The sequence below is a fragment of the Sphingobacterium sp. InxBP1 genome (genome assembly GCF_026191775.1).
GTDB lineage: Bacteria > Bacteroidota > Bacteroidia > Sphingobacteriales > Sphingobacteriaceae > Sphingobacterium > Sphingobacterium thalpophilum.
The window spans coordinates 45,921-61,581 of the sequence record NZ_JAINDX010000036.1 but is presented as its reverse complement, the minus strand read 5'-3'; the positions used below and the strand labels follow the sequence as shown (position 1 = coordinate 61,581).

Annotated in this window: 14 protein-coding genes; 11 read left to right on the top strand and 3 right to left on the bottom strand. The window is 41.4% G+C overall.

Annotated elements, in window-relative coordinates; translation table 11 throughout:
• Nucleotides 1-5 precede the first annotated feature (5 nt).
• Nucleotides 6-1,505 (top strand): glycerol kinase GlpK, encoded by a 1,500-nt coding sequence (gene glpK / locus K7A41_RS01450; RefSeq protein WP_265712277.1) that lies wholly within the window; start codon nt 6-8, stop codon nt 1,503-1,505.
• Nucleotides 1,506-1,514: 9 nt separating this feature from the next.
• Nucleotides 1,515-2,249 carry an MIP/aquaporin family protein gene (locus tag K7A41_RS01445; RefSeq protein WP_028069139.1) on the top strand — a complete coding sequence of 245 codons (735 nt, stop codon included), beginning with the start codon at nt 1,515-1,517 and terminating at the stop codon, nt 2,247-2,249.
• Nucleotides 2,250-2,294: 45 nt separating this feature from the next.
• Here K7A41_RS01445 and K7A41_RS01440 read toward each other — a convergent pair whose 3' ends face one another.
• Together K7A41_RS01440 and K7A41_RS01435 are read right to left on the bottom strand one after the other, a co-directional pair.
• Nucleotides 2,295-3,254 carry a GNAT family N-acetyltransferase gene (locus K7A41_RS01440; RefSeq protein ID WP_265712276.1) on the bottom strand — a complete coding sequence of 320 codons (960 nt, stop codon included), beginning with the start codon at nt 3,252-3,254 and terminating at the stop codon, nt 2,295-2,297.
• A gap of 5 nt (nt 3,255-3,259) precedes the next feature.
• Nucleotides 3,260-4,093, bottom strand: coding sequence for a 1-acyl-sn-glycerol-3-phosphate acyltransferase (locus K7A41_RS01435; RefSeq protein ID WP_265712275.1), 834 nt, complete (start codon nt 4,091-4,093; stop codon nt 3,260-3,262).
• 248 nt (nt 4,094-4,341) lie between these two features.
• Between K7A41_RS01435 and K7A41_RS01430 the strand changes: the two genes are divergently transcribed.
• The 9 genes from K7A41_RS01430 (at nt 4,342) to K7A41_RS01390 (ending at nt 14,499) form a co-directional block, all read left to right on the top strand.
• A complete protein-coding gene (locus K7A41_RS01430; protein WP_265712274.1) occupies nt 4,342-5,004 on the top strand; it encodes a CBS domain-containing protein in 663 nt (220 codons plus the stop codon).
• Between the two features lie 51 nt (nt 5,005-5,055).
• Nucleotides 5,056-5,940, top strand: coding sequence for an NAD kinase (locus tag K7A41_RS01425; RefSeq protein WP_028069143.1), 885 nt, complete (start codon nt 5,056-5,058; stop codon nt 5,938-5,940).
• A 221-nt stretch (nt 5,941-6,161) separates the two neighbouring features.
• A complete protein-coding gene (locus tag K7A41_RS01420; RefSeq protein WP_265712273.1) occupies nt 6,162-6,899 on the top strand; it encodes an isoprenyl transferase in 738 nt (245 codons plus the stop codon).
• Nucleotides 6,900-7,012: 113 nt separating this feature from the next.
• The gene (bamA, locus tag K7A41_RS01415; protein ID WP_028069145.1) at nt 7,013-9,577 is read left to right on the top strand and encodes an outer membrane protein assembly factor BamA; all 2,565 of its coding nucleotides are present in this window, start codon (nt 7,013-7,015) and stop codon (nt 9,575-9,577) included.
• A 331-nt stretch (nt 9,578-9,908) separates the two neighbouring features.
• Complete coding sequence (locus K7A41_RS01410) at nt 9,909-10,442, top strand: OmpH family outer membrane protein (protein WP_265712272.1); 534 nt, start codon at nt 9,909-9,911, stop codon at nt 10,440-10,442.
• A 107-nt stretch (nt 10,443-10,549) separates the two neighbouring features.
• Entirely contained in the window at nt 10,550-11,116 is a 567-nt protein-coding gene (locus K7A41_RS01405) for an OmpH family outer membrane protein (protein ID WP_028069147.1), read from the top strand.
• Between the two features lie 424 nt (nt 11,117-11,540).
• Nucleotides 11,541-12,212, top strand: coding sequence for a TetR/AcrR family transcriptional regulator (locus K7A41_RS01400; RefSeq protein WP_265712271.1), 672 nt, complete (start codon nt 11,541-11,543; stop codon nt 12,210-12,212).
• Between the two features lie 187 nt (nt 12,213-12,399).
• Nucleotides 12,400-13,698: a (Fe-S)-binding protein gene (locus tag K7A41_RS01395; RefSeq protein ID WP_265712270.1), complete on the top strand. Its 1,299-nt coding sequence runs from the start codon at nt 12,400-12,402 to the stop codon at nt 13,696-13,698.
• A 6-nt stretch (nt 13,699-13,704) separates the two neighbouring features.
• Nucleotides 13,705-14,499, top strand: coding sequence for a (Fe-S)-binding protein (locus K7A41_RS01390; protein ID WP_265712308.1), 795 nt, complete (start codon nt 13,705-13,707; stop codon nt 14,497-14,499).
• A gap of 464 nt (nt 14,500-14,963) precedes the next feature.
• Here K7A41_RS01390 and K7A41_RS01385 read toward each other — a convergent pair whose 3' ends face one another.
• Nucleotides 14,964-15,554: a TIGR00730 family Rossman fold protein gene (locus K7A41_RS01385; RefSeq protein ID WP_265712269.1), complete on the bottom strand. Its 591-nt coding sequence runs from the start codon at nt 15,552-15,554 to the stop codon at nt 14,964-14,966.
• Between the last annotated feature and the right edge of the window lie 107 nt (nt 15,555-15,661).

Sequence of the window (15,661 nt, the reverse complement as noted above, 5' to 3'; positions counted from 1 at the left end):
CAATTATGGAACAACAGTACATTTTGGCCATGGATCAAGGCACAACAAGCTCCAGAGCCATTATATTTGACAGAGATAGAAATATCGTTTCCGTCGCCCAAAAAGAATTTACACAAATCTTCCCAAAACCAGGATGGGTAGAACATGATCCGCACGAGATCTGGTCAACCCAGGCAGGGGTAACCGCCGAAGCCACAACCAAAGCAGGACTCAATGGCAAAAATATTGCGGCAATAGGTATTACCAACCAACGTGAGACTGTCGTTGTGTGGGAAAAAGAAAGTGGTATACCAGTTTATAACGCCATTGTATGGCAGGACAAACGCACGGCCGACTATTGTGACGAATTACGTCTGTCCGGCAAGCACAAAATGATCCAGGAAAAAACAGGGCTAATCCTTGATCCGTATTTTTCAGCAACTAAAATCAAATGGATCCTCGACAATGTGGAAGGGGCAAGAGAAAAGGCGACTAACGGCGAATTGATTTGTGGCACCATCGACACCTGGCTTGTGTGGAATCTTACGCGCGGGGATGTGCATATCACTGATGTTACCAATGCCTCCCGCTCCCTCTTGTTCAATATACATACCATGGATTGGGATGCTGAACTGCTTGACTTATTTGAGATCCCTGCAACAATGCTCCCTCAGGTAAAAGAAAGCAGTGAAATCTATGGGGAATCGCGAACAACAATCTTCGCCCATAAGGTCAAAATTGCGGGAATTGCGGGCGACCAGCAGGCAGCGCTATTTGGTCAGCAGTGCATAGAAAAGGGAATGGTTAAAAACACCTACGGCACCGGTTGCTTCATGTTAATGAATATCGGAGATAAACCCATCATGTCCAAAAACAATTTATTGACAACAGTAGCCTGGAAGATCAACGGAAAAACGGAGTATGCACTGGAAGGCAGTATATTTATTGGAGGCGCATTGGTACAGTGGCTGCGTGACAACCTCAATGTGATTAACAGGTCTGCCGATGTGGAACAATTGGCACTTTCGGAAAAAGACAATGGCGGAGTTACCTTTATCCCAACATTTGCGGGTCTTGGCGCCCCATACTGGAATGCCCGGGCACAGGGTACCTTGTTTGGTCTAACACGTGCGACATCAAACGGACATATCGCCAGAGCATCCTTGGAAGCAATCTCTCTACAGACCAGAGATGTCTTAAAAGCCATGGAAGCCGACAGCGGCATACCGATTAAGGAACTACGCGTAGATGGGGGAGCCACGGCCAATAACTTGCTGATGCAGATCCAGGCCAACGTGCTAAATAGCCAGGTCGTAAGACCCAAAATCACCGAAACCACCGCACTGGGCGCAGCTTATCTTGCCGGCCTGGCCGTCGGTTTCTGGAAAAATGAAGACGAGATCTCGAAATTCTGGGCCCAGGACCGTGTTTTCGAACCTGAAAAAGAACAGGAAGAGCAGACCAGACAGATTATCAAACAGTGGACTAAAGGCATAAAGGCATTACAATTCTGGACAGAAAACTAACCAATACTTATGAACCATTATTTAGCAGAATTTATTGGCACCGCCCTCCTTTTGCTTTTGGGCAATGGTGTGGTCGCAAACGTAATTTTAAAGGGCACAAAAGGTGAAAACGGCGGGTGGATCGTGATCACGACCGGCTGGGCACTGGCGGTATATATAGGTGTCGTATTCGCAGGTCCTTACACAGGAGCCCACCTGAACCCGGCAGTCACTGTTGCAGTAGCGCTCAACCACGGAGTTTCCTGGACTGAAGTACCCGGATATATCCTCGCACAGATCAGCGGCGGATTCTGTGGGGCCTTATTGACCTATATCATGCACAAAGATCATTTTGATGCGACTTCCGATCCAACAACAAAACTAGGTGTTTTTGCCACAATCCCAAATATCCGAAATGTATCTACTAATCTGGCCAGCGAAATCATCGGGACATTTGTCCTGATTTTTGTCATCTTTTTTATCACGGGACAGGATGTCAGCATCAATGGGAAAAATGAACCCATTGGCATGGGATCTCTCGGAGCAATTCCAGTGGCCTTCCTCGTATGGGCAATAGGCCTGTCCCTCGGCGGAACAACTGGATATGCAATTAACCCTGCCCGCGATCTTGGCCCCCGTTTATTCCATACGGTGTGGCCCATAAAGGGAAAAGGGAGCTCGGATTGGTCTTACGCCTGGATCCCCGTACTGGGACCACTAATTGGTGCAATCCTGGCATTCGCGCTATATGCCTTAATAAAATAAAAAAGGGATTCAGCTAAGGCTGAATCCCTTTTTTATTTTATCTTCTTAACCGCGTTTCGGCTTCCGGTGCCCATATTCACGGTCCCGTTCAAAAGTATTCATATGCCTTTCCTTCTTCACGGGGTAAACATCATCAATAACGATCAGAATTCCTTTTTCCTCAACCGTACCAAACTCATTATTTCGGGCAGTGCCAAATGATTTCATCGTTGGGGACAAATTCATATACGTATTTATCAATGGTGGAATATTCTCTCCCAGCGCCCTCACGTGGCTATTGAGTACTTTATACCCCTCCTTATAGTCTAACCCATCAAAAGTGCCGATAAAGCGATCGTAATCATTCCTAATTTCCAACTCCGGCAACGGGACGACCAGCTTATCGTGATCGGGAAAATAGTAATCCATGAAATAAAGCAACATATCCTTTGCATCTTTATTATAATGCGGATACATGGTTACTTTTCCAAAAAGATATTTGATCTCCGGGTTGAGCATCACAAGCGCTCCTAACCCATCCCATAAATTATCCAGAGAGAAAATGCCCTTCCTATTATCAATTGCAGGCTGGTATCTTGGTTGTACAAAAGAGCGGCCGAGCTCAATCGTATACGGTAGATAATCTTTTGTAAACTGGTCGGAAAACTGGAAATAGTGGGCTGTGGATAAATTGGGCACACCATTTACTGCGCCAGCTTCAGCACATTTAATGACCCGATAGCCTGCGACCACCTCCTCGTCTTCCGGATTCCAGGCAATCAGCTGATCATAGCAATCTTCACAGGTATCATTTTCATCAATATCGATGGATAACCCCGTACCTCCCCCTGCTCCGCGGAAAGTCAATTCCCGTAATCGTCCAATTTCACGCATGACATTGGGCGAATTATGATAGTTGATCAAATATATCTCGTTATTTCCATTGTTGGTATATCGTAAGAAAACTTCCTTATTCAGTTCCGTTTTCAATAGTTCTCTATCAACTGGAGGTATAATTTCTTGCATAAATTCTATTTTTCTTGAGCTAGTCCATAAACCCTTCTTTTCACTTCTTCAGCCCAAGTCTTTTCGTTTTTTGATTGATCAAACGCTGTATAAGGGATTCTTTTTCCTATTATAATATTGACGGTATGCCCACGTTGGGCAAACATTTCATCAGGTAAATATAACATTTCAATGTTTACCTTAAGACCTAATTTTTGTCTGAGCCTTGCAAAATTATAAAAAAACTTAGAGTTTTTGCCGTCTATAAGCACCGGAACGATATCTTTTTTATACTTTTTTGCTTTACTGATGAAGCTTTTTTTCCATTCCAGGTCCTCAATATGCCCCCCTTTCTGCTTCCTTGAAACCAGACCCGCAGGAAATACCAGGAGGGCGTCATCCGCACCGTATGCTTCTTCAATGGCCGAAATGGCCTGTTTCCCCTGTGTTCCCAATTTGTTCACCCCTACAAACAGCGGTCTTAAATTACCAATATTTAACAAGATGTCGTTGACCAAAAATTTCACATCGCGTCTATACTTGCCGATTGCATGCATGAAAGCAATACCATCCAAGCCTCCCAGAGGATGATTGGAGGCGAAAATGACAGGGTCGGTAACAGGTATGTTTTCAGCTCCGTAAAGATTTACTTTCACATCCAGATCCTCAATAAGTGCGTCTACAAAATCAAGTCCCTGCAGATCAGCAAAACGTGTCATAATATCGTTTATCTCATCCTCATGAATTGTTTTCTTCAGATAGTTGAGCAAGAAAGACGGAATCCATTTCGCCAGTTTCGGATTTTTTTTATGGATTACTTCGCGTATATCAATAAATTTTTTGTTCTCAGTTGTAATCATGAATCTAATCTCTGACTAAAATACATTTTGTCTTTCATAAGCCTACTTGCAAGCTTACATCAAATAGCTGACAAAAATACTAACAGAATAGCAATAAAAGTACAATTTTAAATATTAAAATCGCAGTTAATTGCAATAATGTGATTACAAGCTGCCGTTCTCCCTGCAGACGGCTGCCTCTGTCTATGCATCGCTAAACTGATCGACAAAAATTTCGCTTCACATTGTTTTTTTTATTAAGTTTGGATATGTTAATAGGTCAATTTCTTTCAAACGCAGATTTCAGTATCCAACAGGCTGATTCCATACATCAGGCATTAGAAAAGCTACAGGACATGCTTTGCAAAGAGTTGGTCGTTTTAAACGGAAACGAATATATTGGGTTAATCAATGAATCTGCTCTCCTGGATGCAGACGACGAACAAGCGCCTCTTGCGTCTATTAAAATTAACACAGCCCCTATTCAGCTCAAATTTAATCAGCACCCTTACGATGCACTGGTGATGAGTACCGTGTACAATAGTTCCTTAGTACCTATTTTAGACCAAGACAACAAATATATTGGCGTTTGTACCCAATTGGACATTTTAAAGGCAATCTCGCTGATCCAGTCGCAAAATGAGTCTGGCGCAATTATCGTACTGGCTATCGGCTTACATGATTTCTCCCTATCTCAGATCGCACATTTGGTCGAGAGCGATAACTGCAGAATTTTAAATTGTGCTACAAAAATAAATCTGGAAAATGACTCCATCGAAGTGACCCTGAAAGTAGACAAATCCAATATCAACGCCTTACTAAATTCTTTCTTGCGGCACAACTATATAATTTTGGAGACACATAATACCATCGCTGCATTTGATGACACAGCAGAACGTTACCAGCAGCTTATGAATTACATCAACATTTAATTAGTTAAGATTAGTTTTTTTCTCATCTTTGCCCAAATAAATTCAGAAAATATGAGAATTGCGATATATGGACGCGAGTTTCAGCCCTCCGTTATAGCACATGTGAAGCACTTATTTGGATATCTCGTTACCCAAAACGTTGACATATGGGTGTACGAGCCTTTTTATAAGTTCTTGACTACGCAGTTTGAATGTGGCTTTGAGTTTCCCACCTATTGTAGGTACGAGGAAATTAAAGACAATATCGATATTATGCTTAGCCTCGGCGGTGATGGCACCATGCTTTCTGCCGTTTCCCTAATCAAAGATTCGGGGATCCCAATTGCTGGAATAAATTTTGGCCGATTGGGTTTCCTGGCATCGATCAATAAAAATGATTTTGAACACGCCATAGCTGATATCATCAATCATCGTTATGATATCCAAAAAAGGGTGCTTCTATCTGTGGAATCTAAACAGGTCAATCTATTCCAGGGCAACCACTATGCACTTAATGACATCACTGTGTTTCGGTACGACAGTTCGGCAATGATCACTGTCAACGCGAGAATTAACGGAGAACTACTCAACTCCTACTGGGCAGACGGGCTGATTATCGCCACACCTACGGGATCTACAGCCTACTCGCTAAGTTGTGGCGGCCCCATTATCATGCCCGAAAGTGGAAACTTTGTCATCACACCGATCTCTCCACATAACCTGAACGTCAGGCCGATCGTTATATCCAACCAGTTTACGCTCGAACTGGAAATAGAAAGCCGAAGCAACCAGTATATACTTAGCTGCGATTCCAAAAACGAATCCATTGACACATCTGTAACATTGACCATCCAACAGGCACCGTTTACCATCAACCTGATCCGCCTCCCCAACGAGAGCTTTTTCAGTACACTGAGGGAGAAACTGCTCTGGGGGATCGACGTCAGGAATTACTAATCTTTATACATATTCCACTTCTGATTTTCCGATTAAAAATCGATATTTGAAGAAATAACTGAAATTGGATAAAACATCTATCGGCAAGCTCCGGGAGTAATGATCAAGCGATACCGTACCAAGTACACAATGTCGTTTGGCTTTAAATACAAAGACCGATATCTGGTCAACATACACTGAGCTCTAATTGGGTGAGGTGGTAATTATTGAAAATAGCAACAATGAGCTTTTTAGATCAAATTGATAACATCAAATTACCTCAACATATCGCCATCATTATGGATGGTAATGGTCGTTGGGCAAAACAAAAGGGCAAACTCCGTGTATTCGGTCATCAGAACGGAGTGAAAGCCGTCAGAGAAGCACTGGAGGGATGTGTTCAGGCCAATATCAAATATCTAACACTCTACGCTTTCTCAGCTGAAAACTGGAACCGGCCAAAACTTGAAGTCGTAGCCCTCATGGAGCTCCTGGTTTCTTCCCTGAAAAAGGAAATAAAAACGTTTCAGGAAAATGGCGTCAGACTAAATGCAATCGGCGATATCAGCAAGCTGCCCACAAATGCGCAAAAAAAATTACAGGAAACAATAGAAGCGACAAAAGACAATACAACATGTACGCTAACCCTTGCCTTGAGCTATAGTTCACGCCAAGAGATGGTCGATGCTGCACGGACCTTGGCAGCGAAAGTTAAAGCTGGAGAAATAAACCCTGAAGATATAAACGATGATATGTTTTCAGCCAATTTGTATACACGGAACATTCCCGATCCCGATTTATTGATCCGCACTAGTGGCGAACTGCGGATAAGTAATTTTCTGCTTTGGCAAATTGCTTATTCCGAGTTATGCTTCCTGGACAAAATGTGGCCGGAGTTTACAAAGGAAGATCTGTTCCAATCTATTGTCGAATACCAACAGCGCGAAAGAAGGTTTGGAAAAACTAGCGAACAGTTATAAATGATTTTATTAAATTTGTCAACTGATTTGATAAAAACAAGCTGGTTAAATTTTCTTAATTAACAAAAATTAACAACTCATTGGTGTACTTTAGCGCCAATAATTATTGATAAATGAAGCGTATACTACCCGTAATACTATTTTTTGGTCTCTCATCAATGCAACTTGTCTACGGACAGGAAAATGGTGCGTTCAACCTAAATGACCCCGAAAAAATCAGTTATCTCAACCCTAAAAACTACGTAATTAGTGCCGTTGATGTGACTGGAACACAATTTTTGGATAAAAATGTATTGATTACCATATCCAAATTGTCTGTAGGTCAATATTTGGAAGTGCCAAGCGAAGCAACTGCAAAAGTTGTCAAAGATATGATGGCCCAGGGACTGTTTGATAATGTGGAATTATGGGCTGACAAAATAGAAGGTGAAAACATCTTTTTGACAATACGCGTAGTTGAACGTCCCCGTTTGACCCGCATCGACATCAACGGACTTAGCAAAAGCCAGACCGAAGAGGTCCGCAAACGTTTAAATAGCAATACAGGTAAGATTGTCAACGAAAATTTGATGAATACAACCCGAGCTACGATACAACGTTTTCTAAAAGAAAAGGCTTATTTGTATCCTGAGATTAAACTACGGACAGTTAAAGATTCGGCTCAGGCCAACAACGAAATCCTGATTGCTGATGTAGACAAAAAACACAAAGTAAGGGTCAAAAAAATAACGTTTACCGGCAACGAGCATTTCTCACAAAAGGAATTGCGTAAAATGGCCAAGCCAATTAAACAAAAAATGTGGTACCGCATTTTTGGTCCAGGTAAGTTCAAAGAAGAAAAATATAAAGAAGGTAAAGAAAACCTGATCAAAAAAATGGCGGCCAAAGGTTATCGTGATGCCGAAATCATAAAAGATACGGTCATCCGCGATGGAGAAAAAAATGTATTGGTTAATTTCGACATCTACGAAGGCCCTAAATACTATGTAGGTAACATTGTCTGGACAGGAAATGCCAAATATTCCGACACCTTACTGAACAAGATATTAGGCATCAAACGTGGTGATGTTTTCTCTGAGGAGAAACTGACTGCCAAATTAATGGGTCCCACAAAAAACAGTGATGACATATCATCCATATACATGAACGATGGTTATCTGACGTTTTCGGTAGATCCAGAGCAGACACGCGTATATAACGATACCATCGACCTCAATTTACGAGTATACGAGGGTGCACAATATACAATCAATAATGTGATTGTCAAGGGTAACGACGTCACCAATGACCGCGTTGTATTACGTTCCATTTACACGAAACCCGGACAAAAATTTTCAAAAGAGCAAATTATGCGAAGTGTTCGTGAAATTGCCCAATTGGGAAATTTTGATGAACAAAAAACAAATCCAGTACCAACGAATCTAAATTACGCCGAAGGAACAGTAGACATTGTATATAATGTAACGGAAAAACCTTCTGACCAGGTCGAACTTTCAGGAGGATATGGCGCCGGACAAATCATCGGGACTCTAGGTTTGACGTTTAACAACTTTTCGACGAGCAATTTCTTTGACAAGAGCTCTTGGAAACCGTTGCCTCGGGGCGATGGCCAGAAATTAAGTGTCCGTGGCCAGACCTCAGGTAAACGATATCAATCTTACAGCTTTTCCTTTTCAGAGCCGTGGTTAGGCGGGAAAAAGCCAATTTATTTTGGTTTAAGCGCTTATACTTCGAGTTCGTCCTATGGTGGATTCAACTATTATACAGGAGAACAGATCGTAAAAGACTCCGAGCTAAACCGTATCTGGATGACTGGTATTACGGCCACCCTGGGAAAACGATTGCAGTGGCCTGATAACTGGTTTCAAGCCAATACATCGCTGTCGTTCCAGCGCTATAAGCTGCAGAATTATGGAAACTATTTCTTGTTCGATAACGGTACAGCGTACAACATCAACCTGACACAGGAATTCAGCCGTAACTCGATCGACGCGCCGATTTATCCTACTTCAGGATCTAACATCAAATTCTCCGTACAGCTAACGCCACCATATTCCTTATTCAACAACGTTGATTACAAAAACGGTTCACCGCAAGAACGTTACCGTTGGACGGAATATCACAAATGGAAATTTGACTCACAATGGTATGCCAAAATTGCAGGTAAACTCGTATTTAAAGCCCAGGCTCAATTTGGATTCTTAGGCAAGTATTCCAGCAAAACAGAGATATCCACATTTGAACGTTTCAAAGTAGGGGGCGACGGCATGCAAGGGTTTGATTACCTGCAAGGTTCGGAAATCATTGCGTTGCGGGGATATGCCAATGGTATAATTATTCCAGAAGGTACCCAAAATGTCAATATCGCAAGAAACTCCGGTAGCCCAATTTATACGAAATATCAGATGGAGCTGCGCCATCCAGTCATGTTAAATGATCAGGCAACCGTATATGTACTGGCATTTGCTGAAGCTGGTAACACATGGAACAAATTTGCCGAATTCAATCCATTTAAAGTACGTCGTTCAGCTGGTGTTGGCGCCCGTATTTTCTTGCCTATCTTCGGTATGCTAGGTATTGATTATGGACACGCTTTTGATCCTATTCCGGGAGTTCCGAGCAGTACCTGGAAACAGAACTTTACATTTAGCATCATGCAGAATATGGGCGGTTTCTAAGATAATTACCCGCTCATCAGCAGACATAATAGGTTAAGGATAGCTCTTCGCGATTCGTGAAGAGCTATTTTCGTTTAGTATATTTTTAAGGTACCAAAAAGGAAACTGCGGTGTGCACACAAGATCTTGGCAAAAAAACAGCAAACAGGCACCGACAAGTTAAATAGTGTTAAACCCGAGAAATATCTATCAGATTGTTTCTTTTTTCTTATTTTTGAGCGATAAATTTACATATAACAATTTTCTCGGATTAAACTTTTAAGGTTCGTTATTGTCATAAGGTAAATTAATGTTAAATAAAAAATTGTAGTCTATAAAACTTACAGGAAATATGAAAAAAATATTGTTAGTTATAGTTTTTGTGGTCGTCAGTGCTACAGCAACATTTGCTCAGCAGCTTGCTTATGTTGATTCAGAATATATCTTGAAACATATCCCTGAGTATACAACCGCACAAAAACAGCTGGATGACCTTTCCAAACAGTGGCAGGAAGAAGTCGACCAAAAATATGCTGAAATCGAAAAGTTATATCAGGCGTATCAGAAGGATCAAGCTTTATTAAACGAAGATATGCGTCGCCGCCGTGAAGATGAAATTGTCACACGGGAAAAAGAGGTAAAAGACTACCAAAAACAGAAGTTTGGATTTGAAGGCGAGCTCTTTAAGAGACGTGTACAGCTCGTTAAACCGATTCAAGATCGTGTATCTAAAGCAATCCAGGAAGTGGCCGCTGCACAAGGCTATGATTTCATCATGGATAAGGGAAATGAAACTACTTTTCTTTATGCAAATCCCAAATTGAACAAAAGTAATGAAGTCATTACAAAATTAGGCTATAAACCAAATCCTAGTCTTGCAAACTAAGCAGGAGTTTATTATCATTGTGGACACAAGTATTAATAAAAAATAGTAATTAATTAGAACACTAAAAGATTGCCATGGAGATGGCTTATTACATTAAAATGAAAAGCATGAAAAACTTATTAAAAGGTGCGGTTGCTATAGTGGCGGTATTTTTCTCAACTCAATTTGCAAATGCTCAACAAAAAATTGGTCATATCAATTTTGCTGAAATCATCCAATCTACTCCTGAATTCAAAGCAGCAGAAGCTCAATTGAAAACCTTGAGCGATGGTAAAACCAAAGAAATTCAGGATATGGTTACTATTTACCAAACGAAACAGAAAGACGCTAACGAAAAGTTACGCAATAGAAGCGAAGCCAATAAAGAAACTGTGGATCCTGAAATCAATAAAATAGGTCAAGAGTTACAGGATATTCAGACACGAATCCAAACGGCGCAGCAGACCGCTCAGGAAGAACTGAACAAAAAAGAAGAAGAATTGATCGCTCCTGTGCATAGAAAAGTTGCTGACGCAGTAACTGCCGTATCCAAAGAGAAAGGCATGGCTTACGTATTTGATATCTCTAGCACAAACATTCCTTATTTCCAAGGTGGTGAGGATCTAACAGCCGCAGTGAAATCAAAACTGGGTATATCAGCAACCGCTGCTCCAACAGCTCCGGCAAAAAAATAACGGCTGATTAAAGACATAAAAAAAGGATTATTCATCTGAATAATCCTTTTTTTATGTCTTTAGATGTAACGCGCTTATCTCCGATACCATGAATAAACTGCTCCCCCCTTTCCTGCCGTCTATCCTGACATCAAGATAAAGCCGTCTGTGATAATAAAAAAATCTGTTGTACGATTTCTTGCTTTTACCAGCTAAAATTTGGATATTGCCATAGAAATATACATTCTACCTTAATGAAAACATCATGGGCCCAATTTTGTTTACTAATAAACGAACTTGATGACTCATAGAAACTTCATTGCTAAAAATGATATACGTGGAACTGCCATGGCCCCGCATTAGCATAAACTAAGACGGATAGGCTGCTTAGGGCAGTAAAGCTGTCATTGCTAACAAACTGGTAATGGATAAACAAATTATTCCGATGAAAAAGAAAGTAACTGAGGATGCCCCCAAAAAAGAAAGAAAGGTAACATCTGGACCAATCCGGGACAAGGAACGCACTAAAGCACGTATGATCGCCGCAGTGGGAAAAGTCATTCAAAAAAAAGGATACCATGCCCTGAATGGACCTAATATTGCACTGGAATGCGGCTTGAATAAGGCTCTCATATGGAATTACTTTGGCGGGCTTGACCAATTGGTCGAAGCTTACTTAACGCAAAAAGATTTTTGGTTGATTGGCGATAAAGGAATCTTAGATCAAATGATAGCAAACCCCGAGACTATCAATGTCGATCTCATCAATGAATTGCTTCAAAGCCAATTGAATACCTTTTTGAAAGATAAGACTAAACAAAAGATCATACACTGGGGCTTAGGCGAAAAAACAAAAGCATTGAAGAATATCGCCGATAAACGCGAAATCCTGGGCGAAGAATTGTTTAAACATGTTGATCCCAAATTTGAGAATTCTAAAGTGGATATTCGGGCCACATTAGCTTTGTTAGTCAGTGGTATCTATTACTTGGCTCTGCAAGCTAAATCGACTGGGAGCACCTTTTGTGGTATTGATATCAATACAGCTGAAGGGAAAGCACGTATTGAAAGCTCAATCGAAAGGATTCTGCAGCACACATTTGCTGACATAAAATAGATTAACATCTGTCCGCTTCCAGGAATCGGCCGATTCCTGGAAGTCTTTACCACTCTCTCCTTATCGCTAACCTAAAATTTTCAATGACTCGTTTTGGATACGACTTTGTTGAATATTTTTATTATGTTAGCATAATAAAACTTAGATTGTTTTGTAGTATATTTGTTTATAACCAATACCCGTGCGTATGATAGGTCAAATTATATTTGTCGTTTGTTTTGTAGCTGCGTTATTTCTTTTTATAAAAAATGTGCGGCAGATCTATAGCAATATTAGACTCGGTCGGGATAGCGATCGTTCGGATAGACCGGCTGAACGATGGAAGACCATGATCCTCGTTGCTTTCGGTCAAAAAAAAATGTTTAAAAGAGTCATTCCAGCACTTTTGCATCTCTTTGTTTATCTAGGATTCGTGATCATCAACATAGAGATGCTGGAAATCATCATTGATGGAATTTTCGGTACACACCGTGTTTTCTCTTTTTTAGGAAGTTTCTATAATTTCCTGATCGCTTCATTCGAATGGCTTGCTCTCGGCGTATTGCTGTCATGTCTGATTTTCCTGATCCGGAGAAATATAATTAAAGTAACTCGTCTGAGTAGTAAGGAGCTTAACCACTGGCCAAAAACGGACGCGAACATCATTCTTATCACCGAAATCCTTCTGATGACTGCATTTTTATTAATGAATGCAGCAGACCAGAAATTACAGCTTTATGGCTTTGAACATTTTAAATCGGCAGGCTCCTTTCCCATAACCCAGTACCTGCTCCCCTACTTGCCTACATCCACCGAAAGCCTCTACCTGATCGAAAGATGCTGTTGGTGGTTTCATATCTTAGGGGTGCTTGCGTTCTTGAATTATCTGCCTTATTCAAAGCACCTGCACATTGTCCTGGCTTTTCCCAATACCTACTTTTCAAATTTAGGTCCGAAAGGAAAACTATCCAATATGGATGCTGTTACCAATGAAGTTAAAGCCATGCTCGATCCTAGCTTTTCTCCACCTTCGACAGATGCCGTAGCGCGTTTTGGTGCCAAAGATGTACAGGACCTCTCCTGGAAAAGTTTACTGGATGCCTATACGTGTACTGAATGTGGACGCTGTACTTCGTCATGCCCAGCTAACATCACCGGAAAACTGCTGTCGCCCCGAAAAATAATGATGGATACCAGGGATAGATTAACCGAAGTCGGTAATAATATCAAGAAAAACGGCAGCTTCCAGGATGACGGTAAATCGCTTCTGGACTCCTATATCAGCAGGGAGGAGATATGGGCTTGCACAAGCTGTAATGCCTGTGTCGAACAATGTCCAGTCAATATTAATCCTTTGGATATCATCGTAGAACTTCGCCGCTTTGCCGTAATGGAAGAATCTCAAGCTCCTGCGAGTATTAATAATATGTTTGGAAATATTGAGAATAATGGCGCTCCATGGAAATATGCTCAAATGGACCGCGCGAATTGGACTCAACAAAACTAGGTCATGATGGAAAACGAATTAAAAATTCCGACAGTTGCGGAACTGTTAGCGAAGGGAGAAACTCCCGATATACTATTTTGGGTTGGATGCGCAGGCAGTTTTGACGAACGCGCTCAAAGGATAACGCGCGATATCTGCCGTATCCTTCAGCATGTGGGAATCAACTATGCCATCCTCGGGACCGAAGAAAGCTGCACAGGTGACCCCGCGAAAAGAAGCGGAAACGAGTTTCTATTCCAGATGCAGGCCATGATGAATATCGAAGTGCTGAATGGCTACCAAATCAAGAAGATCGTCACCGCCTGCCCACACTGCTTCAATACCTTAAAGAACGAATATCCTGCACTCGGTGGAAACTACGAGGTTATACATCACACACAACTGATACAAAGCCTGATTAACGAAGGTAAATTAAAGCCCGCTGACAATAACATGTTCAAAGGGAAGAAAATAACTTACCATGATCCGTGTTATCTGGGGAGAGCAAATGAAGTGTATGAGGCCCCGAGAAAAGTACTGGAGAGCCTAGATGCTCAGCTGGTCGAGTTAAAACGCTGTAGAAGCAATGGTCTGTGCTGTGGTGCCGGCGGAGGGCAAATGTTTAAGGAACCCGAACCAGGTAAAAAAGATGTTAATATCGAGCGTATTGAGGAGGTCTTAGATGTACAGCCTCAAGTACTTGCTGCAGCATGTCCTTTCTGTATGACGATGCTTAAAGACGGTGTGAAAATAAAAGAAAAGGATTCCGAAATCCAAGTGCTGGACATCGCCGAAATAACTGCTCGGGCAAACAATTTATAATTTTTGCTTATTAAAACTCAAATTAAGAAGGCCTGATCCGTAGATCAGGCCTCTTTTGTTGCTGGCACCGTAGTTACTCTGCCGATTAAAATTATGAGGCTACGGTGCTACAGCAACAGGTGGGCAGAGTTCCCATCTGCCGTATAACAGGTTAAGCCAACCCGAATACCATTTCAAAGATAAAGCACATTAAGCAAATATTTATTGACCATTTCGTTGAAAAACTTGACCAAAACGCAACTCATAGAAAAAATGCAGGACGATCTCATACAGCTATAAGGCAGCCATGAGCCTGCCGCTCCGATTGCAGCTATGGCCTTCAGCTTATTGGGCTAAAAGTTTCGTAAATAAGAAAAGGGATAAAAATAGTAATAACGATGGCGAGCCCGTCGGGCAGACAGTCTCACAATACCATAAGAAGCTATTTATAGAAAGACACTCTCCCTAAGTAAGCTAAATGATATCTAGATCTGTTCCTTATTTACCCATTTCGTCACCTGAGGCGCACTATAATGTTCCATCTGATCTAATAGTTCCGCTATTGTATTCCCAACCAATAGCATGTCTCTATTTTCTTTTTTGAGCAGGCCTTCATCGACCATATGGGCTATGAAATCAATCAAATGATCATAGAAACCGTTTGTATTTAATATACCTACCGGTTTACGGTGCAATCCTAACTGTCCCCAGGTAATCATTTCAAAAAGTTCTTCAAGGGTACCAAAGCCTCCGGGCAGGGCGATTGCTGCATCTGCATGTTCATTCATAATTCGCTTACGGTCATGCATGCTGTCGACGGTGATCAATTTGGTCACCCCTGTATGTTCGCGTTCTTTTGAATTTAGAAAATGTGGGATTACTCCGATCACCTCTCCTCCCTGATCCAAGACGGCGTTAGCGATTGTTCCCATCAGTCCAACCCGACCGCCACCATAAACCAGACGAATGCCCCTTTGTACCAGCGTTTGCCCCAAATATTTCGCTTCTTCTGCGTACACATTGGAATGACCTAAACTGGAAGCGCAAAAAACAACAATACTTTTAACTTTATTCATACGCAAGTATAAAAAAAATGTGGGTTAATCCGTTCATGTCGATCACTTTATACTCCAGATTTCTTGCCTTATGAAAAGAATAAAAAAACAAAAAGGACGTATAATTG